This is a genomic window from Enterobacter sp. JBIWA003 (assembly GCF_019968825.1).
Classification (GTDB): domain Bacteria; phylum Pseudomonadota; class Gammaproteobacteria; order Enterobacterales; family Enterobacteriaceae; genus Enterobacter; species Enterobacter quasiroggenkampii.
The window spans coordinates 1,611,013-1,629,717 of the sequence record NZ_CP074170.1 but is presented as its reverse complement, the minus strand read 5'-3'; the positions used below and the strand labels follow the sequence as shown (position 1 = coordinate 1,629,717).

Here is an 18,705-nt window from a genome sequence, read left to right as displayed (position 1 = left end):
CTGTTTTATTGTGTACATCCCGCAGTCAAAATGCCAGCCCGATCGGCTGGCATTTTTATTTTCGGGTTATTCCCGAGCCAGCGCATCCACCGGGTCCAGCCGCGCCGCGTTGCGGGCGGGCAACCAGCCAAACAAAATGCCGGTAAAGGTCGAACACAAGAATGCGGTAATAATGGCCACCGGCGAGAAGCCAATCTCCCAGCCGGGTAAAAAGAGCTGGAGCGCGAAGGCGATCATCATCGAGAGCGCAATCCCCATCGCACCGCCGACCAGACACACCAGCACGGCTTCAATCAAAAACTGCTGCAGCACGTCGCTGGCTCTGGCCCCGACCGCCATGCGGATGCCAATCTCCCGTGTACGTTCGGTTACCGACACCAGCATGATGTTCATCACCCCGATACCACCGACGACCAGCGAAATTACCGCCACCAGCGTGAGGAACAGCTGAAGAGTACGTGTGGTCTTTTCCGCCGTTTTCAAGAGGCCGTCCATATTCCAGGTGAAGAAATCCTTCTTCCCGTGGCGCAGGGTTAACAGCCGCTCCAGCTGCTGCTCGGCCAGCGCGCTGTCGTAGCCCTCCTTCACGCGCACGGTGATGGAGTTGAGCCAGGACTGCCCCATAATCCGCCCGGAGATGGTGGTATAGGGCAGCCAGACGCGCAGGATCTTGCTGCTGCCAAACATCGACTGTTTCTCTTCCGCCACGCCGATGACCGTGGCAGGCATGTTGCCGACCAGGATCACTTCGCCCACCACGTTGGCTTTATTGGGGAAGAGCTGTCTGCGCGAGTTCGCGTCCAGCACCACCACCTGCGCCCTGCCCGCCAGCTGTTCGGCGTTAAAGGTGGCGCCTTCGCTGAAGGTCATGCCGTAGACGTTGAAATAATCCCCGCTGACGCCGTTCGCGCTGGCTGCCACGTCAACATTGCCCACCCGCAGGCGCAGGTTCTGCGACACCGCAGGCGTGGCGGAGTTGACCCACGGCTGCTTCTGAATGGCCGCCAGATCGTCGTATTTCAGCGCCTGCTGATACTGCGGCTCGTCGTCCCCGAAGTCTTTGCCGGGATAGACGTCAATGGTATTGGTGCCGATTGCGCGGATATCGGCCAGCACCAGTTGCTTGGCCGCGTCGCCCACCACCACAATCGACACCACCGAGGCAATACCGATGATGATGCCGAGCATGGTCAGCAGGGTACGCATTTTATTGGCCGCCATCGCCAGCCAGGCCATGGTCAGCGCTTCACGGAAGCCGCTGGAAAATTGTCCCCAGCCGGTTGATGCCGGAAGCACTTCTTTCGGCGCCGCCGCCCTGGACTCACGCGGCGGCGGGTTGCTGACCAGCTCGCCGTCATGGATCTCAATGATTCGCTCCGCCTGCGCCGCCACCTGCGGATCGTGGGTCACGATAATAACCGTATGCCCCTGATCGCGTAGCTGGTGCAGGATCGCCATCACCTCTTCGCCGGAATGGCTGTCGAGTGCGCCGGTTGGCTCATCCGCGAGGATCACCTGCCCGCCGTTCATCAGGGCGCGGGCAATACTCACGCGCTGCTGCTGGCCGCCGGACAGCTGCGAGGGCTGGTACTCCACCCGCTCCGCCAGCCCCAGACGCGTCAGCAGCATCTGCGCGCGCTCGAGCCGTTTTTTCCGCTCGACGCCCGCATAGACCGCCGGAACTTCCACGTTCTGCGCGGCATTGAGATGAGAAAGCAGATGGTAACGCTGGAAGATAAAACCGAAGTGCTCCCGGCGCAGCTTCGCCAGCGCGTCGCCATCCAGCGTGGAGATATCCGTTCCGGCCACGCGATAGGTCCCGCTGGTCGGCTTATCCAGACAGCCGAGAATGTTCATCAGCGTCGATTTACCGGAGCCCGATGCCCCGACAATCGCCACCATCTCGCCCGCTTCCACGCGCAGGGAGATGCCCTTCAGCACCTCCACCGGGCCATCGCCCGACGGATAGCTGCGGCGAATGTCCTTCAGCTCAAGCAATGCCGTCATTTCGCGGCTCCGGGCAGGCTTTCACTGACAACAACCTCCTCGCCCTCTTCCAGCCCTTTCACCACCACCACATCGGTGTCATTGCGCGCGCCAATCACCACTTCACGCTCGCGCGTTTCGCCGTTGCGCAGCACTTTCACTTTATAGCGGCTCTCCCCGGCGGATTCACCCAGCGCAGAGAGCGGAATGGTCAGCACGTTCTTCAGACCGGTCAGCTGAATATGCACCTGCGCGGTCATGTCGAGACGCAGCACGCCCTTCGGGTTCGGCACTTCAAAACGGGCATAGTAGAAGATTGCGTCGTTCACTTTTTCCGGCGTCGGCAGAATGTCCTTCAGCACGCCTTCGTAGCGCGTCTGCGGGTCGCCCAGCACCGTAAACCAGGCGTTCTGCCCCGGCTTCAGATGGATCACATCCGCCTCGGAGACCTGGGCTTTGACCAGCATGGTGCTCATGTCCGCCAGCGTCAGAATGTTTGGCGCCTGCTGCGCGGCAATCACCGTCTGCCCCTGCAGCGTGGTGATCTGAGTGACTTCACCGGCCATCGGCGCCACGATCTGGGTGTAGTCGAGGTTGGTTTTTGCCGTATCCAGCGAGGCCTGGTTGCGTTTGATTTGTGCGTCAATCGTGCCAATCTGCGCCTGCTTCACCGCCAGTTCCGTGGTGGCCGTGTCTAAATCCTGCTTCGAGATCGCCTGGGTTTTGGCCAGCGCCTGCTGACGGGTCAGCGTCACCTGGGCCAGGTTACGCTCTGCCTGCGCCTGCGCACGCTGCGCGCGCAGCTCCATCAGGGTGGCTTCCACCTCGCGGATCTGGTTCTCAGCCTGTTCAGGATCGATCACGCCGAGCAGTTGGCCTTTTTTCACCTTATCGCCAATCTCAACCGACAGCGTTTTCAGCTGACCGCTGACCTGCGCGCCGACGTCAACCTTGCGCAGGGCATCAAGCTTACCCGTCGCGAGGACGTTTTGCTGCAGTTCGCCCGGGCGAACAATCAGCGTCTGATACTGCGGCACCGGCGCATTCAGCACCTGCCATAGCCAGTACCCACCGGCTAACACCACGACCGCCAGCAGCAGAAACAGCGTTCTGCGTTTTCCCTTGAGGTTCATAAATATTCCAAATAAATGTTCTGGCAATGATAAATGCTGATTCTATCTAAACGATTCCTCAACGAAACCCCTGTTCTCCGAAATCGTCACAATTTGTTTACGAGACGTTGAACGTTCGCCTGCTGAAATGGAAATCTTCATCAAGAAGCAGGATCTAACATGTCTTCCATCGTCGATACACCTTTTTCAAACCTGCCACAGCCTGCATCGGGTTGGCAGCTCTTCAGTCATCTGGCTTCCGGTAAGCTCACGCCAGGGCTGGCGTGGCAAAACCCCGCCTATCGACGTAAATTCATGCTCCGTTCGCTGGCGACGCCTGTAAGTACCGCTCGCCTGTTGACGAGCCTTGCAAAACAGCCGAGCCTGATGCAAATGCTGCAGGTACAGCCAGGACTGCCGTGCCGTCTGCATCGCCCCTGGCTGACGGTGAATATGAATCGCCAGCAGGCCCTTGAGTCCCTTAACTGGCACTATCAAACGATGAGCCGCCATATGCCGGCATCGCTGCTCTCGGGCTATCTGTCGAAAAAGGGCTTCACGCTGCTCACCTTAACCGGTAAAGATGAAGAGCAATTTACCGTCCGCCTGTGCGCCGATGCGTTTCTGGATAAAGAAGGGGAAGCCACCCTCGCCTTCTGCGACCATCAGAATACGGTGCTGGCCGAGATGACCTTCACCCTGTGCCAGTTTGAGGGAAAATCGACGCTGTTTATCGGCGGCCTGCAGGGCGCAAAAGCCCACGTACCCCATGAGCTGATCCAGGGCGCGACGAAGGCCTGCCATGGTCTGTTCCCGAAACGTCTGCTGGTCGAAGCCGCCATGACGCTCGGCACCGCCTTCCCTGTAGAACAGATTGTCGCCGTCAGTAACGACACCCATATTTATCGCAGCTGGCGCTACCGCAAGAAAAAAGAGGGGAAACTGTTGGCCGATTACGACAGTTTCTGGATCTCCATCGGCGGTGAAAAGCAGGATAGCGGCAACTTTATGCTGCCCCTCGTCATGCCGCGCAAACCGATGGAAGAGATCGCGAGTAAAAAGCGTTCCGAATATCGCCGCCGCTACGCGCTGCTGGATAGCCTGATTCAGCAGGTGAACCAGGCGACTCAACGTTAATCCGCTCTCCCGCGTGCCAGCCACAGCACGCGGGAAAACATCTTCCGCAGCAGGGTCGGCACCGCCTCCACGCCCCGTCTCCCCGCTTCCGTTGCCACTTCAATGGCTAAATCCGGTTTTGAAGAACGATGAATAGCTTTGGCGATCACGCGCCGCATGTTCATCGGGACATCGACCGGCACCATGGCAATTCGGTGGAATACGTCGTCGAACCCCTGACGATACATAAAGTGCTCCATGTCCATGGCGGGCAGCATGGTTAAATGGTCGCGCTCTTCTTCTCGCTCGTTATTCAGCAGGCTGCGTACGGTCGAGGCATATTTTTTGCCCGCCTCATCACCGTCGACCAGAACGTGCCACTCGATCCCCATCCGGCGGGCAAATTTGATCAGCGGCTTGAGTCCCGACTGGGCGAATTCAATCACCTTAATGCCTTCCGCATCAAAATGGTGGCCGCACTGGCGCGCCAGTTCGTTGATGACCCAGGTTTCCGTCTCTCCCTCCACCAGCAGCCAGCAGCGGGCAAAGAGCGACGACGCGCGGTTAAAGCGAATATGAAACGCGATGCGCCGCCCGTCTTCCGCGTTCAATCCCCCCGGCCCTAAGCGGAAGGCGGAGACGCGGGAAGATTCACGCACCAGACGACAGACGTGCTCTACCGGCGTTAGCGATAATAATTCACCGGAATTGGTGGTCGTAATGCGCTGGAGCGGCAGCAGGTTCAGCAGATGCCATGCCACGGAGAGCATGATGGGATGCAGGCGCGTTTCCGGGTCTTCCACCAGCAGCAGCGGCCGGGCGTCCCGGTCAAGACGAACAGTGCCTTTGGCCTGCAGTAGCGTTGAAAACAGCCCCAGCAAAATCACCCGATGGGTACGACCGCCGGGCCGGTCGATCATCCGGTTAATGATATCGAGGTAGCGCCAGCTGCGCTGCTCGTCATGAGAGCGGCGGCGCATCAGGCGATGGCGCGACTCCGACGTCCCCTGCTCGGAAAAATAGTGCTCCAGAAGCTGTACCATGGCAGACAGCCCCTGACGAATTTGACCATCGGTCAGATTTTGCGGACGCGACACCAGCTCTCTTGCCAGAAAATCCAGCTCGCGGGCGGTAACTTCCACTTCCGGCATATTCGGGACGGTACCGTTACGTATGCGCCGCATAAAACGCGCATCGCGCAGGCGCAACACCGGCGTCAGGCGGATCAGGTGGCGGGCCAAATCGTCGATATTGTCCAGCGGGATCGGACTGGCTTTTTCATCAAGAAAATCACGCAGGGTCAACACGCCCTCGTTTTCCGCCATTTCACCCTCCAGCCGATAGAAAATCCGGTGGAAGCCGTCATCGCACGGCACCCAGCAGGGTGACAGCGGGCGGAAGCGACGCACCCGATGCCGTCCGGGCTCGGATTCGCGGAACGTCAGGATGATATGCAGGTGCTTCTCGCGCCCCGTCACGTCGCCGGGCGGGAACCAGAAGTCGTCGCGAACGAAGTGATACAGATCGTCTTCGGGCGAAAGCAGTAACGTCAGCGCATCCAGCAGGCTGGACTTACCCCACGCGTTCTCGCCGATCAGGACGTTGTTCTGTTCCAGCTGCAGCGACAGGCGGTTAATACCGCGAAACCCGACAATTTCCACACGTTCGAGAAGCATAAATCCCCCGCGCAATGATCACTTTTTCCTTTAAGTTATCAGCAGTATAGCGGGAGGCGCCCTGTCACGACAGCACAACATTCACCGTGGCGAGAATTGGTCTATGCTCTATTTACCGCTGATTTGAACAAGGATTGACATCACATTGCCTTAAATCAAATTAATCGAATTTATTTAAGTGGCGAAGGGGTGTTGTTGGTTTTTAAAATACGGACTCTTTGAGTCGTCATCCCTTTATGGCGATATATCCCGCGCGCGGGAAAGCGTGCGGAAAATTATTTGAGGTGGTTATGTTTAGAAAATTGGCTGCAGAATGCTTTGGTACATTCTGGCTGGTATTTGGTGGCTGCGGTAGCGCCGTTCTGGCAGCAGCATTCCCGGAATTAGGTATCGGTTTTGTCGGCGTCGCGCTGGCATTTGGTTTGACCGTATTAACCATGGCCTTTGCCGTGGGGCATATTTCCGGCGGTCATTTTAACCCGGCAGTAACGTTAGGTTTATGGGCCGGCGGTCGTTTTCCGGCGAAAGAAGTGATTGGTTATATTGTCGCCCAGGTGGTTGGCGGTATTATCGCAGCGGGCGTTCTGTACGTGATTGCCAGCGGTAAAGCCGGGTTCGACGCGGCGGCCAGCGGCTTCGCCTCTAACGGCTTCGGCGAGCATTCTCCGGGCGGTTATTCCATGCTGTCAGCCATCGTGATTGAAATTGTGCTGACCGCAGGCTTCCTGCTGGTGATCCACGGCGCAACCGATAAACACGCGCCAGCAGGCTTTGCCCCTATTGCGATTGGTCTGGCGCTGACCCTTATTCACCTGATTTCGATTCCGGTCACCAACACCTCCGTTAACCCGGCGCGCAGTACCGCCGTCGCCATCTTCCAGGGGGGCTGGGCGCTTGAGCAGCTGTGGCTGTTCTGGGTCATGCCGATTATCGGCGGTATCCTGGGTGGCGTGCTGTACCGCACCCTGCTGGAAAAACGCGATTAATTGCGCGCGGTGTCGGGCGGCGCTAACGCTTACCCGACCTACGTGAAAGTGCACTTGTAGGCCGGGTAAGGCGCAGCCGCCACCCGGCTTTTTTATTGCTCCTTTACCTGACAGCCTTTATTGGGTAGTGTCTCTGGCGCTCAACAGATACTCAAAAGGACCGGCTGTTCATGTTTTCAGGACTCCTCATTATTCTGCTGCCCCTGATTGTGGGCTACCTTATTCCGCTGCACAGAGAATCCGCATTACGGCTCATCAACCGTTTTCTCAGCTGGATTGTTTACGTCATTCTTTTCTTTATGGGGATAAGCCTGGCCTTCCTGGATAATCTGGCGACGAATTTGCTTTCCATCCTGCATTATTCGGTGGTCACCGTGGTGGTTATTTTGCTGTGTAATATCGCCGCATTATTCTGGCTTGAGCGCACCGTTCCGTGGAAAAACCATCATCATCAGGAAAAGCTGCCTTCCCGAATTGCGATGGCGCTGGAATCATTAAAACTGTGCGGCGTCGTGGTGCTCGGTTTTCTGCTTGGGCTGACCGGCTGGGCGTTTTTACAGCACGCAACAGAGGCCAGTGAATATACGCTGATCTTCCTGCTGTTCCTGATCGGTATCCAGCTGCGAAATAATGGCATGACGCTGAAGCAAATTGTTCTGAACCGTCGGGGAATGATGGTCGCGGTCATTGTTATCGCCAGTTCCATGGTGGCGGGCGTGATTAACGCTTTTATTCTCGACCTGCCGCTGAAAACCGGCCTCGCGATGGCGTCAGGTTTTGGCTGGTATTCCCTCTCCGGTATTTTGCTGACCGAATCATTCGGTCCGGTGATTGGCAGCGCCGCCTTCTTTAACGATCTGGCGCGTGAACTGCTCGCCATTATGCTGATCCCAGGACTGGTTCGCCGCAGCCGCTCTACCGCGCTGGGCCTGTGCGGCGCGACGTCGATGGACTTTACCCTGCCAGTGTTACAACGCTCTGGCGGGCTGGAGATGGTGCCCGCCGCCATCGTTCACGGCTTTATTTTAAGCCTGCTGGTTCCGGTTCTGATGGCCGTCTTCTCGGCCTGATACTTCTTTGGCGGTAGGGTTCCTGCCGCCAAAATTGCGCTAAATCAATCTCCCTCTATTTTGTAGTAAAAAGCCCTTTTCACCGTTCTGGCACAGGCATAACCTTAAACATGTATATTAAATATAACTTTAACAGGTGTGATTATGTTTTGTGTGCAATGTGAACAAACCATCCGTACCCCGGCAGGCAATGGCTGCTCTTATGCACAGGGTATGTGCGGCAAAACCGCAGAAACATCTGACCTTCAGGACCTGCTGATTGCGGCCCTGCAAGGCCTTTCCGCATGGGCGTTTAAAGCCCGCGAATATGGCATCATCGACCACTACGTCGACAGCTTCGCCCCGCGCGCCTTCTTCTCCACGCTAACCAACGTTAACTTCGACTCTCCGCGCATTGTTGGCTATGCCCGCGAAGCCATTGCCCTGCGTGAAGCGCTGAAAGCGCAGTGTCTGAAGGCGGATGCCTGCGCCCGCGTGGAAAACCCGATGTCAGACCTTCAGCTGGTGAGTGACGATCTGGGCGAGCTGCAGCGTCAGGCGGCAGAATTCACGCCGAATAAAGACAAAGCGGCGATTGGCGAGAACATTCTCGGCCTTCGCCTGCTGTGCCTGTACGGCCTGAAAGGCGCGGCAGCCTATATGGAGCACGCGCATGTGCTCGGTCAATACGACAACGACATTTACGCGCAATACCATAAAATCATGGCGTGGCTGGGCACCTGGCCTGCCGATATGAACGCGCTGCTGGCATGCTCGATGGAAATCGGGCAGATGAACTTCAGGGTGATGAGCATTCTGGACGCCGGTGAAACCAGCACCTACGGCCATCCGACCCCAACGCAGGTCAACGTCAAAGCGACCGAGGGTAAATGTATCCTGATCTCCGGTCATGACCTGAAAGATCTCTACAACCTGCTGAAGCAGACCGAAGGCACCGGCGTTAACGTCTATACCCACGGTGAAATGCTGCCGGCGCACGGCTATCCGGAGCTGCGTAAGTTTAAGCACCTGATCGGTAACTACGGCAGCGGCTGGCAGAACCAGCAGGTGGAATTTGCCCGCTTCCCTGGCCCTATCGTGATGACCTCTAACTGCATCATCGACCCGACCGTGGGCGCGTATGACGACCGCATCTGGACCCGCAGCATCGTCGGCTGGCCGGGCGTGAGCCATCTTGAAGGTGACGATTTCGGTCCGGTGATAGCGCAAGCGCAGCAGATGGCAGGCTTCCCGTACAGCGAGATCCCGCATCTGATCACCGTCGGCTTCGGTCGTGAAACCCTGCTCGGTGCCGCTGACTCGCTGATCGATCTCGTCAGCCGTGAAAAGCTGCGCCACATCTTCCTCGTCGGCGGCTGCGACGGCGCGCGCGGCGAGCGTAACTACTTTACCGATTTCGCCACCCGCGTGCCGGAAGACTGCCTGATCCTGACCCTGGCGTGCGGCAAATACCGTTTCAACAAGCTGGAATTCGGCGACATCGAAGGTCTGCCGCGCCTGATCGATGCGGGCCAGTGCAACGATGCTTATTCGGCCATCATTCTGGCCGTTACCCTGGCAGAGAAACTGGGCTGCGGCGTGAACGACCTGCCGCTGTCGCTGGTGCTCTCGTGGTTTGAGCAGAAAGCGATTGTCATCCTGCTGACCCTGCTCTCTCTGGGCGTGACTAACATCGTGACTGGCCCGACCGCGCCAGGCTTCCTGACGCCGGACCTGCTGGCGGTGCTCAATGAAAAATTCGGTCTGCGCTCCGTGACCAACGTTGAAGACGATATGAAGCAACTGCTGAGCGCGTAAGGAGTAACTCATGACCATGCCAACCTCACACTGCCCGTGGCGCATGCAGGTTCATCACATTCATCAGGAGACGCCGGATGTGTGGACGCTGTCGCTGCTGTGCCACGACTACTATCCGTACCGTGCGGGTCAGTATGCGCTGGTTAGCGTTCGCCATTCGGCAGACACCCTGCGCGCCTACACCCTTTCTTCCACGCCGGGCGTGAGCGAGTACATCACGCTTACCGTCCGTCGCATTGAAGGCGGAGCCGGTTCAGAATGGCTGACCCGGGACGTGAAACGCGGGGATTATATCTGGCTGTCCGATGCGCAGGGTGAATTCACCTGTGACGACAAAGCGGAAGAGAAATTCCTGCTGCTGGCGGCGGGCTGTGGCGTAACGCCGATTATGTCAATGCGCCGCTGGCTGGCCAAACACCGCCCGCAGGCCGACGTGCAGGTGATCTTCAGCGTGCGCTCTCCGGAGGATGTGATTTTTGCCGAGGAGTGGCGTGATTATCCGGTGACGCTGGTGGCTGAGCACAACGCGACGCACGGTTTTGTGCCCGGTCGCCTGAGCCGCGAGCTGCTGCAAAGCGTGCCGGATATCGCGAACCGCACCGTGATGACCTGCGGCCCGGCGCCGTACATGGCTATCGTGGAAGAAGATGTGAAAGCGCTCGGCGTGACCCGCTTCTTCAAGGAGCAGTTTTTCACGCCGGTGGCAGAAGCAGCAACCAGCGGGATTACGTTTACCAAACTGCAGCCTGCGCAGACCTTCTTTGGCCGCGTGGGGACCACGCTGCTGGAGGCGCTGGAAAGCAACCACGTGCCGGTGACGGCGGCCTGCCGCGCCGGGGTGTGCGGCTGCTGTAAAACGAAGGTGGTTTCCGGGGAGTACACCGTCACCAGCACCATGACGTTGTCCGACGCGGAAATTGCCGAGGGTTACGTGCTGGCTTGCTCGTGCCATCCGCAGGGTGATCTCGTCCTCGCATAAAGGTTATGCTTTCGATCGTAGGCCCGGTAAGCGTCAGCGCCACCGGGCTTTTTGCCGGGTGGCACTACGTTTACCCGGCCTACAACCGGCCTACCGCCACGCAGGTGCTTTCCCCAGCGCAAACCGCCCTGCGCCTAAAAACGCCACCGCCAGCGAGCCGATAAAGAAGTACACCAGGCTTTCAATCGCCCATGCGCCAACCTTATCAAGGGCGAGCGTTTCCCCCATTCCCACCATCAGCCATGCCACGATCATCGTAAACGCCAACACCAGCGCGGCCGGGCGCGTAAAGAGCCCGACAATAATCAGGATCGGCGCCACCACTTCGCCAATCAACACGCCGTAGGCAATAAACCCCGGCAGCCCTTTCTCCACCAGCATGCCGCTGATAAAGCCCACCCCACCAAACAGCTTATGCAAACCGTGAAAGAGCATCAGCCCGCCGACGGCAAGTCGTAACAAGAGTTTGCCAAGATCGTCGCACGATAGCTTTTCATTAACAGCAATTAACAATGATTTAACCATTTGAAATGATTCCTGTTTTCACTGAGGTATCACCAGATTATGCCGAATAATTGCGCGTGAAAAGCGCCTTTTAATTGGGGGGATTTGACGGGCAATACGGAGACTTTCTTCTAAGCTTGTAAGCGTTATCACAAAAAGGAGACGGACAACCATGAAACAAACCGTGGCTGCATATATAGCGAAAACGCTCGAACAGGCTGGCGTAAAACGTATCTGGGGCGTCACCGGCGATTCCCTGAACGGACTCAGCGACAGCCTTAACAAGATGAAGACCATCGAATGGATGCCGACCCGCCATGAAGAGGTTGCCGCGTTCGCCGCAGGTGCTGAAGCGCAGCTTACCGGTGAACTGGCCGTCTGCGCCGGATCCTGCGGGCCAGGTAACCTGCACCTGATCAACGGTCTCTTCGACTGCCACCGCAATCACGTGCCGGTGCTGGCGATTGCCGCCCACATCCCCTCGTCCGAAATCGGCAGCGGCTATTTTCAGGAGACGCATCCGCAGGAGCTGTTCCGTGAATGCAGCCACTATTGCGAACTGGTTTCATCCCCGGAGCAGATCCCGCAGGTTCTGGCGATCGCCATGCGCAAGGCCGTGCTAAATCGCGGCGTTTCGGTGGTCGTTATTCCGGGCGACGTGGCCCTCAAGGCTGCGCCAGAAGGGGCCAGCACCCACTGGTATCACGCGCCGCAGCCGGTGGTGACGCCAGCCGAGGAGGAGCTGAAAAAGCTGGCGCAACTGCTGCGTTACGCCAGCAATATCGCCCTGATGTGCGGCAGCGGCTGCGCGGGCGCGCACAAGGAGCTGCTGGAATTTGCCGGTAAGCTGAAAGCGCCGATCGTCCACGCCCTGCGCGGCAAAGAGCACGTCGAATACGATAACCCGTACGACGTGGGCATGACCGGACTGATCGGTTTTTCTTCCGGCTTCCACACCATGATGAACGCCGACACGCTGATCCTGCTCGGCACCCAGTTCCCGTATCGCGCGTTCTACCCGACGGATGCCAAAATCATTCAGATTGATATCAACCCGGCCAGCATCGGCGCGCACAGCAAGGTCGATATGGCGCTGGTGGGCGACATCAAATCCACCCTTGCCGCCCTGCTGCCGCTGCTGGAAGAGAAAACCGATCGCAAGTTCCTCGATAAAGCGCTAAGCGACTATCGCGATGCCCGCAAGGGTCTGGACGATCTCGCCAAACCGAGCGACAAAGCCATTCACCCGCAGTATCTGGCGCAGCAGATCAGCCATTTCGCGGACGACGATGCCATTTTCACCTGCGACGTAGGCACGCCAACCGTCTGGGCGGCACGCTACCTGAAAATGAACGGCAAGCGCCGTCTGCTCGGCTCGTTCAACCACGGCTCGATGGCCAACGCCATGCCGCAGGCACTGGGCGCAAAAGCGACAGCGCCGGAGCGCCAGGTGGTGGCGATGTGCGGCGACGGCGGGTTCAGCATGCTGATGGGCGATTTCCTGTCGGTGGTGCAGATGAAGCTTCCGCTGAAAATCGTGGTCTTCAACAACAGCGTGCTGGGCTTCGTGGCGATGGAGATGAAGGCCGGCGGCTATCTGACGGACGGCACCGAGCTACACGACACCAACTTTGCCCGCATCGCCGAGGCCTGCGGCATCACCGGCATCCGCGTGGAGAAAGCCTCCGAGGTGGATGAAGCCCTGCAGCGCGCCTTCTCCATCGACGGCCCGGTACTGGTGGATGTGGTCGTCGCCAAAGAGGAGCTGGCGATCCCGCCGCAGATCAAGCTTGAGCAGGCCAAAGGCTTTAGCCTGTACATGCTGCGCGCCATCATCAGCGGTCGCGGTGACGAGGTGATCGAACTGGCAAAAACCAACTGGCTCAGGTAAAACATCTGGCATCGCCTTTTTAAATATAAGGACATGCCATGATTGATTTACGCAGTGATACCGTTACCCGCCCGAGTCGCGCCATGCTCGAAGAGATGATGGCCGCCCCGGTCGGGGACGACGTCTACGGCGACGACCCGACGGTAAACGAACTGCAGCGCTATGCCGCAGAGCTGAGCGGAAAAGAGGCCGCCCTGTTCCTGCCCACCGGCACGCAGGCCAACCTGGTGGCGCTGCTCAGCCACTGCGAGCGCGGTGAAGAGTACATTGTCGGCCAGGGCGCGCATAACTACCTCTACGAAGCCGGCGGTGCCGCGGTGCTCGGCAGCATTCAGCCGCAGCCGATTGACGCCGCGCCGGACGGCACCCTGCCCCTTGATAAGGTCGCGGCGAAAATCAAAGCCGACGATATTCACTTTGCCCGCACCAGGCTGCTCAGCCTTGAAAACACCCACAACGGCAAAGTGCTGCCGCGCGAATACCTGAAAGCCGCATGGGAGTTTACCCGCGAACGCAGGCTGGGCCTGCACGTGGACGGCGCGCGCATCTTCAACGCCGTGGTGGCGTACGGCTGCGAGCTGAAAGAGATTACACAATACTGCGACTCGTTCACCATCTGCCTCTCTAAAGGGCTGGGCACCCCAGTGGGTTCGCTACTCGTCGGCAATGCGGACTACATCAAGCGTGCCAACCGCTGGCGCAAAATGACCGGCGGCGGTATGCGTCAGGCGGGTATTCTGGCAGCTGCGGGGCTGTATGCCCTGAAAAATAACGTGGCGCGCCTGAAGGACGATCACGACAACGCCGCGTGGATGGCGGCGCAGCTGCGTGAAATTGGCGCCGACGTGATGCGCCACGACACTAACATGCTGTTCGTTCGCGTGGGCGATGACCACGCCGCTGCGCTGGGTGAATTTATGAAAGCACGTGGCGTGCTGATCAACGCCTCGCCTGTCGTGCGTCTGGTCACGCATCTCGACGTCAGCCGCGAGCAGCTGACCGACGTGGTGAAACACTGGCAGGCGTTTTTACAGCGATAAGGAGCATCACGTGCCGCAACGCATTCTGGTGCTCGGCGCCAGCGGGTATATCGGTCAGCATCTCACCGCGGCGTTAAGCCAGCAGGGGCACCAGGTGCTGGCTGCGGCACGCAACACCGAACGCCTGCAAAAACTCAGTTTAGCGGGCGTTACCTGTCACAACGTTGACCTCAACTGGCCGAAGTCACTTCCCACGCTACTGGACGGGGTCGACACCCTTTACTACCTGGTGCACAGCATGGGCGAAGGCGGGGATTTTATCGCCCACGAGCGTCAGGTGGCGATGAATGTCCGCGATGCCCTGCTGCAAACCCCAGTGAAGCAGGTGATTTTTCTCAGTTCACTCCAGGCGCCTGAACACGAGCAGTCCGATCACCTGCGCGCCCGCCAGCTGACGGCGGACATCCTGCGGGGGGCAAATATCCCCGTCACCGAACTGCGCGCCGGGATCATCGTCGGCGCAGGCTCTGCCGCCTTCGAAGTGATGCGCGATATGGTCTACAACCTGCCGGTGCTCACGCCGCCGCGCTGGGTCCGTTCGCGCACCACGCCGATTGCGCTGGAGAACCTGCTGCATTATCTGGTGGCCCTGCTGGATCATCCGGCGGAGCAACACCGCGTGCTCGAGGCGGCAGGCCCGGACGTGCTGAGCTATCAGGAGCAGTTCGAACATTTCATGCGCGTCAGCGGACGCCGCCGCTGGCTGATCCCCATTCCCTTCCCGACCCGCTGGATTTCGGTGTGGTTTTTGAATGTCATCACCTCGGTGCCGCCGACGACCGCCAAAGCGCTTATTCAGGGGCTGAAGCATGATTTACTGGCCGACGATCGCGCGCTGCGCGCCTTAATTCCCCAGGACCTGATCCGCTTTGACGATGCCGTGCGCAACACGCTCAAGGAAGAAGAAAAGCTGGTGAACTCCAGCGACTGGGGTTACGACGCCCAGGCCTTTGCCCGCTGGCGGCCGGAGTATGGTTATTACCCGAAACAGGCGGGCTGTACGGTGAAAACCCGCGCCAGCCTGGCCGCGTTGTGGGAGGTGGTGAACCAGATTGGCGGCAGAGAACGGTATTTCTTCGGTAATCTCCTCTGGCAAACGCGCGGGGCAATGGACCTGCTGGTGGGCCACCGGCTGGCAAAAGGCCGCCCGGCACGCCCGTATCTTGAGGTGGGCGACGCGGTCGACAGCTGGAAGGTGATCATCGTCGAGCCGGAAAAACAGCTGGCGCTGCTGTTCGGCATGAAAGCCCCGGGGCTGGGCCGACTCTGCTTTACCCTGAAAGACAAAGGCGATCATCGTGAACTGGACGTCCGCGCATGGTGGCATCCGCACGGAATGCCGGGTCTGTTCTACTGGCTGTTGATGATCCCTGCTCACCTGTTTATCTTCCGGGGCATGGCGAAACGCATTGCGCAACGGGCAGAACAAAAGACGGAAAAGATCTAAATAAAACTCTCTTTCTTTCACCTTTCCCATTGCATAGCGCCGTAATTCACGAAAGAATGCGCACGAAATTCTTTTCAACACAGTGGATAGCTATGAAGGTACTGGTTACCGGGGCGACCAGCGGCTTAGGCCGAAATGCGGTCGAATTTCTGCGCAATAAAGGCATCAGCGTCAGGGCTACCGGTCGCAACGAAGCGATGGGTAAACTGCTGCAAAAAATGGGCGCAGAGTTCGTCCATGCCGACCTGACGGAGCTCGTCTCCTCGCAGGCGAAGGTGATGCTCGCCGGTATCGACACGCTATGGCACTGTTCCAGTTTTACCTCCCCGTGGGGGACCCAGGAAGCCTTCGATCTCGCCAACGTGCGGGCCACCCGCCGTCTGGGTGAATGGGCCGTTGCCTGGGGCGTGCGTAACTTTATTCATATCTCGTCACCGTCACTCTATTTCGACTATCACCACCATCGCGACGTGCAGGAAGATTTCCGCCCTGCCCGCTTTGCCTGTGAATTTGCCCGCAGCAAGGCGGCCAGCGAAGAGGTCATTGACCTGCTGGCGCAGTCAAACCCGCATACCCGCTTTACGGTCCTGCGTCCGCAGAGCCTGTTCGGGCCGCACGACAAGGTATTTATTCCCCGTCTGGCGCAGATGATGCACCACTACGGCAGCGTGCTGCTGCCGCGCGGCGGCGATGCGCTGGTGGATATGACCTATTACGAAAATGCCGTTCACGCCATGTGGCTGGCCAGCCAGCCGGACTGCGATAAGCTGATCTCCGGTCGCGCCTATAACATCACTAATGGCGAACCGTGCACGCTGCGCAGCATTGTGCAGCGGCTCATCGACGAGCTGCAGATCGACTGCCGTATCCGTTCTGTTCCCTATCCCATGCTGGATATGATTGCCCGCAGCATGGAGCGCTTTGGCAGTAAAACAGCCAAAGAGCCTGCGCTGACGCATTACGGTGTCTCTAAACTCAACTTTGACTTCACGCTGGATATTTCGCGGGCGGAGAATGAGCTGGGGTATAAACCGGTTGTAACGCTGGATGAAGGGATTATGCGCACGGCGGCGTGGTTACGGGATCACGGGAAGCTTCATCGCTAGCCTTTTTGCCCGGTGGCGGCTTCGCCTTACCGGGCCTACAACTGCTCCGTACTGCCCCCTCGCCCCATTAGCCTCATGTACGAAAACGGCAACCCGAGGGTTGCCGTTTGCTTTTACAGAGCTGTCCAGGCATCTGCCCACGCCAGGCCAGCGCCTGGTTCGTAGTATGCCGGAGAGTTGTTACACCAGCCGCTGTACGGGAACGGTTTGCACTGGAACAGTTTACCGTGGTTGTTCACGATATCACCTGCGTTGTACTTGCTGTTCGCGCTCCACGCGGCGTAAGAGCCGGAAGTGCCTTCGTCCTTAGACGTGGCTTTCGCTTTCACGTTCAGCAGGTAGGACGTGGTGCTGGTCAGTTCGCCATCGCTGACGGTCAGGCCGATTTCGTACTGCTGAGCCGTTGCAGACTCTGGTGCCTTAAAGGTCACCACCGCCTTGTCCTGACCGGTCACGGTCTGGCCATCCTGGGAACGCCAGGTGTAGGTCAGCTTGTTACCGTCGGCGTCTGTGGAGCCTTCCGCGCTCAGGGAAACCTGCGCACCCGCTTCAACTGCCCCGATTGGGCCCGCAATCTGCGCCACAGGGGCGTGATTCACGGTTGCCGGTTCAACAGGGGTGGTATCTTCCGCTGGCGTGGTATCCGCTGGCGGCGTGGTGTCTGCCGGAGTTTTGTCTTCGCCTGGGGTCACTGCCGAGCCATCATCGTTAATAATGTTCACGTTATAGAACTTCTTAACGCAGTTGGTGTAGTCACCCTCTTTGAACGCGCTGAACGGCGTCTGGTAACCCACCAGCTGGCAAGAGTAGGTCTTACCGTCCGGCGTATCCGGACTCCATCCCCAGTCCTGCTCCCAGTAGATCTTCAGCGCGCCGGAGCCGCCTTCATCGAACTGCTTCATGTTGGCGCAGCCCAGCACTTCATTCGCCGGAACTGGCACTTTCAGGTAGTTCGCGAACTCTTTGTAGTACTTGATGCGGTTTTCAGACTGGGCAATCTCGGTCGGACCGCCGCACTCTACGCCACCGTTGATGATCTGGGTGGTCACGCCGAAGCCAGGAACCAGGCCGTTGGCTTTATCGTGATCGTTTGGCTGCCAGGTGCCATCGATAACCTGCAGCATGCTTGGTTTTGGCGGCTGCGGATAGGCGAAGAAGAAGATCGCACTCGCCAGGTTCAGCCAGGTATCCGCCACCAGCTCAGGTTTGTCGAGCAGGGTGCGGACGGTGCCAAACATCGCTTCCGAGAACGGACCGTAGTTGTAGTTGTAAGACAGCTGCTTTGCGCCGCGGCCAAAGTAGCTTACGAAGTCGCCGTCTTTGTCCTTACCGCATGGCCAGGTCTGTCCCTGCCAGATGTCAGGGTTACATTCGCCGTTATAGCCGCCTTTCTGGCCTTCAGTCCAGCCCATTTCACGAACGTGAACCAGGGCCTGACGCCATTCGGCTTCCGGACGCCAGCTTTCATGACCGCCGGTTTCCTGCGCAAAGTGGGCAAACATGGTCGCCAGCTCTTTGCGGCAGATGGCGTCGCTGTCGCGACCATCGTTATAGGTCTTACACAGTGCCGGGAATTTACCAACAGCCTTCAGGAAGTTACTGTAGGTGTAAGACTGAGCGCGCAGCGGGAAGAGATATTCCCAGTCGCTGGCCTTCACGATCCCTTCAACGCGCTTGACGTTGTCAGGGTTCGACGCACGACCTGGCTCAATTTGCTCAACGAGGCTGTTGTCCAGAGTCGCAATGGTGTCTTTCACCGAAACCATCAGCGGGAAATTGGTCAGCTCTTTTTCCTTTTTCGCCAGATCGCTGGCTTTCATGGTGTACGGCTCGCTGCTGGCCGCCTGCAGTGATGCAGCCTGCGCCATAAAGGGTGCAATGCATGCTCCCGCCACGAGAACGCTCAGTAATGTCCTTTTCGTCATTTCAAATAATCCTGTATTTAAGCAACTAGGGTGAGTACATTCCCGGCTTATGTATTACTCCCTTAATAAA

General features: G+C 58.4%; 14 protein-coding genes. 9 read left to right on the top strand and 5 right to left on the bottom strand.

Annotation, left to right across the window (positions count from 1 at the left end; all coding sequences use genetic code 11):
* Nucleotides 1-66: 66 nt before the first annotated feature.
* On the bottom strand, nucleotides 67-2,007 hold the full coding sequence (macB, locus tag KGP25_RS07760) for a macrolide ABC transporter ATP-binding protein/permease MacB (protein ID WP_045908399.1): 1,941 nt from the start codon (nucleotides 2,005-2,007) through the stop codon (nucleotides 67-69).
* Nucleotides 2,004-3,119, bottom strand: coding sequence for a macrolide transporter subunit MacA (gene macA, locus KGP25_RS07755; RefSeq protein WP_045908400.1), 1,116 nt, complete (start codon nucleotides 3,117-3,119; stop codon nucleotides 2,004-2,006). The genes macB and macA overlap by 4 nt, the downstream gene beginning before the upstream one ends.
* A gap of 159 nt (nucleotides 3,120-3,278) precedes the next feature.
* On the opposite strand from macA, the gene KGP25_RS07750 reads away from it, so the two are divergent.
* A complete protein-coding gene (locus KGP25_RS07750) occupies nucleotides 3,279-4,235 on the top strand; it encodes a VirK/YbjX family protein (protein ID WP_048027158.1) in 957 nt (318 codons plus the stop codon).
* On the opposite strand, the gene KGP25_RS07745 is transcribed toward KGP25_RS07750, so the two are convergent.
* Nucleotides 4,232-5,890, bottom strand: a complete 1,659-nt coding sequence (locus KGP25_RS07745) for an ATP-dependent endonuclease (RefSeq protein WP_048222285.1) — start codon at nucleotides 5,888-5,890, stop codon at nucleotides 4,232-4,234. The two genes, KGP25_RS07750 and KGP25_RS07745, sit on opposite strands and share 4 nt — an antisense overlap.
* Before the next feature lie 290 nt (nucleotides 5,891-6,180).
* Between KGP25_RS07745 and aqpZ the strand changes: the two genes are divergently transcribed.
* The 4 genes from aqpZ to hcr all read left to right on the top strand — a co-directional run bounded on the left by aqpZ (nucleotide 6,181) and on the right by hcr (nucleotide 10,722).
* A complete protein-coding gene (aqpZ, locus tag KGP25_RS07740; RefSeq protein WP_008499998.1) occupies nucleotides 6,181-6,876 on the top strand; it encodes an aquaporin Z in 696 nt (231 codons plus the stop codon).
* A 170-nt stretch (nucleotides 6,877-7,046) separates the two neighbouring features.
* Nucleotides 7,047-7,946, top strand: coding sequence for a lysine exporter LysO family protein (locus KGP25_RS07735; protein ID WP_045908403.1), 900 nt, complete (start codon nucleotides 7,047-7,049; stop codon nucleotides 7,944-7,946).
* Nucleotides 7,947-8,090: 144 nt separating this feature from the next.
* A complete protein-coding gene (hcp, locus tag KGP25_RS07730; RefSeq protein WP_223540210.1) occupies nucleotides 8,091-9,743 on the top strand; it encodes a hydroxylamine reductase in 1,653 nt (550 codons plus the stop codon).
* A 10-nt stretch (nucleotides 9,744-9,753) separates the two neighbouring features.
* Complete coding sequence (hcr, locus tag KGP25_RS07725; RefSeq protein WP_223540209.1) at nucleotides 9,754-10,722, top strand: NADH oxidoreductase; 969 nt, start codon at nucleotides 9,754-9,756, stop codon at nucleotides 10,720-10,722.
* 90 nt (nucleotides 10,723-10,812) lie between these two features.
* On the opposite strand, the gene KGP25_RS07720 is transcribed toward hcr, so the two are convergent.
* Nucleotides 10,813-11,247 carry a DoxX family protein gene (locus KGP25_RS07720; protein WP_045908406.1) on the bottom strand — a complete coding sequence of 145 codons (435 nt, stop codon included), beginning with the start codon at nucleotides 11,245-11,247 and terminating at the stop codon, nucleotides 10,813-10,815.
* A gap of 151 nt (nucleotides 11,248-11,398) precedes the next feature.
* Between KGP25_RS07720 and poxB the strand changes: the two genes are divergently transcribed.
* From poxB to KGP25_RS07700, 4 genes are all read left to right on the top strand, one after another.
* Entirely contained in the window at nucleotides 11,399-13,117 is a 1,719-nt protein-coding gene (gene poxB, locus KGP25_RS07715) for a ubiquinone-dependent pyruvate dehydrogenase (protein WP_023343670.1), read from the top strand.
* A gap of 38 nt (nucleotides 13,118-13,155) precedes the next feature.
* A complete protein-coding gene (gene ltaE / locus KGP25_RS07710; RefSeq protein ID WP_045908408.1) occupies nucleotides 13,156-14,157 on the top strand; it encodes a low-specificity L-threonine aldolase in 1,002 nt (333 codons plus the stop codon).
* A gap of 10 nt (nucleotides 14,158-14,167) precedes the next feature.
* On the top strand, nucleotides 14,168-15,604 hold the full coding sequence (locus KGP25_RS07705; RefSeq protein ID WP_223540208.1) for an SDR family oxidoreductase: 1,437 nt from the start codon (nucleotides 14,168-14,170) through the stop codon (nucleotides 15,602-15,604).
* 92 nt (nucleotides 15,605-15,696) lie between these two features.
* Nucleotides 15,697-16,710 carry an NAD(P)-dependent oxidoreductase gene (locus tag KGP25_RS07700; RefSeq protein WP_032649241.1) on the top strand — a complete coding sequence of 338 codons (1,014 nt, stop codon included), beginning with the start codon at nucleotides 15,697-15,699 and terminating at the stop codon, nucleotides 16,708-16,710.
* 113 nt (nucleotides 16,711-16,823) lie between these two features.
* On the opposite strand, the gene KGP25_RS07695 is transcribed toward KGP25_RS07700, so the two are convergent.
* Nucleotides 16,824-18,635, bottom strand: a complete 1,812-nt coding sequence (locus tag KGP25_RS07695) for a chitinase (RefSeq protein WP_045908411.1) — start codon at nucleotides 18,633-18,635, stop codon at nucleotides 16,824-16,826.
* Nucleotides 18,636-18,705: the final 70 nt, after the last annotated feature.

Coding starts and splice junctions, on each gene's coding strand:
- macB (WP_045908399.1), bottom strand. CDS start 2,007: ATGACGGCATTGCTTGAGCTGAAGGACATTCGCCGCAGCTATCCGTCG.
- macA (WP_045908400.1), bottom strand. CDS start 3,119: ATGAACCTCAAGGGAAAACGCAGAACGCTGTTTCTGCTGCTGGCGGTC.
- KGP25_RS07750 (WP_048027158.1), top strand. CDS start 3,279: ATGTCTTCCATCGTCGATACACCTTTTTCAAACCTGCCACAGCCTGCA.
- KGP25_RS07745 (WP_048222285.1), bottom strand. CDS start 5,890: ATGCTTCTCGAACGTGTGGAAATTGTCGGGTTTCGCGGTATTAACCGC.
- aqpZ (WP_008499998.1), top strand. CDS start 6,181: ATGTTTAGAAAATTGGCTGCAGAATGCTTTGGTACATTCTGGCTGGTA.
- KGP25_RS07735 (WP_045908403.1), top strand. CDS start 7,047: ATGTTTTCAGGACTCCTCATTATTCTGCTGCCCCTGATTGTGGGCTAC.
- hcp (WP_223540210.1), top strand. CDS start 8,091: ATGTTTTGTGTGCAATGTGAACAAACCATCCGTACCCCGGCAGGCAAT.
- hcr (WP_223540209.1), top strand. CDS start 9,754: ATGACCATGCCAACCTCACACTGCCCGTGGCGCATGCAGGTTCATCAC.
- KGP25_RS07720 (WP_045908406.1), bottom strand. CDS start 11,247: ATGGTTAAATCATTGTTAATTGCTGTTAATGAAAAGCTATCGTGCGAC.
- poxB (WP_023343670.1), top strand. CDS start 11,399: ATGAAACAAACCGTGGCTGCATATATAGCGAAAACGCTCGAACAGGCT.
- ltaE (WP_045908408.1), top strand. CDS start 13,156: ATGATTGATTTACGCAGTGATACCGTTACCCGCCCGAGTCGCGCCATG.
- KGP25_RS07700 (WP_032649241.1), top strand. CDS start 15,697: ATGAAGGTACTGGTTACCGGGGCGACCAGCGGCTTAGGCCGAAATGCG.
- KGP25_RS07695 (WP_045908411.1), bottom strand. CDS start 18,635: ATGACGAAAAGGACATTACTGAGCGTTCTCGTGGCGGGAGCATGCATT.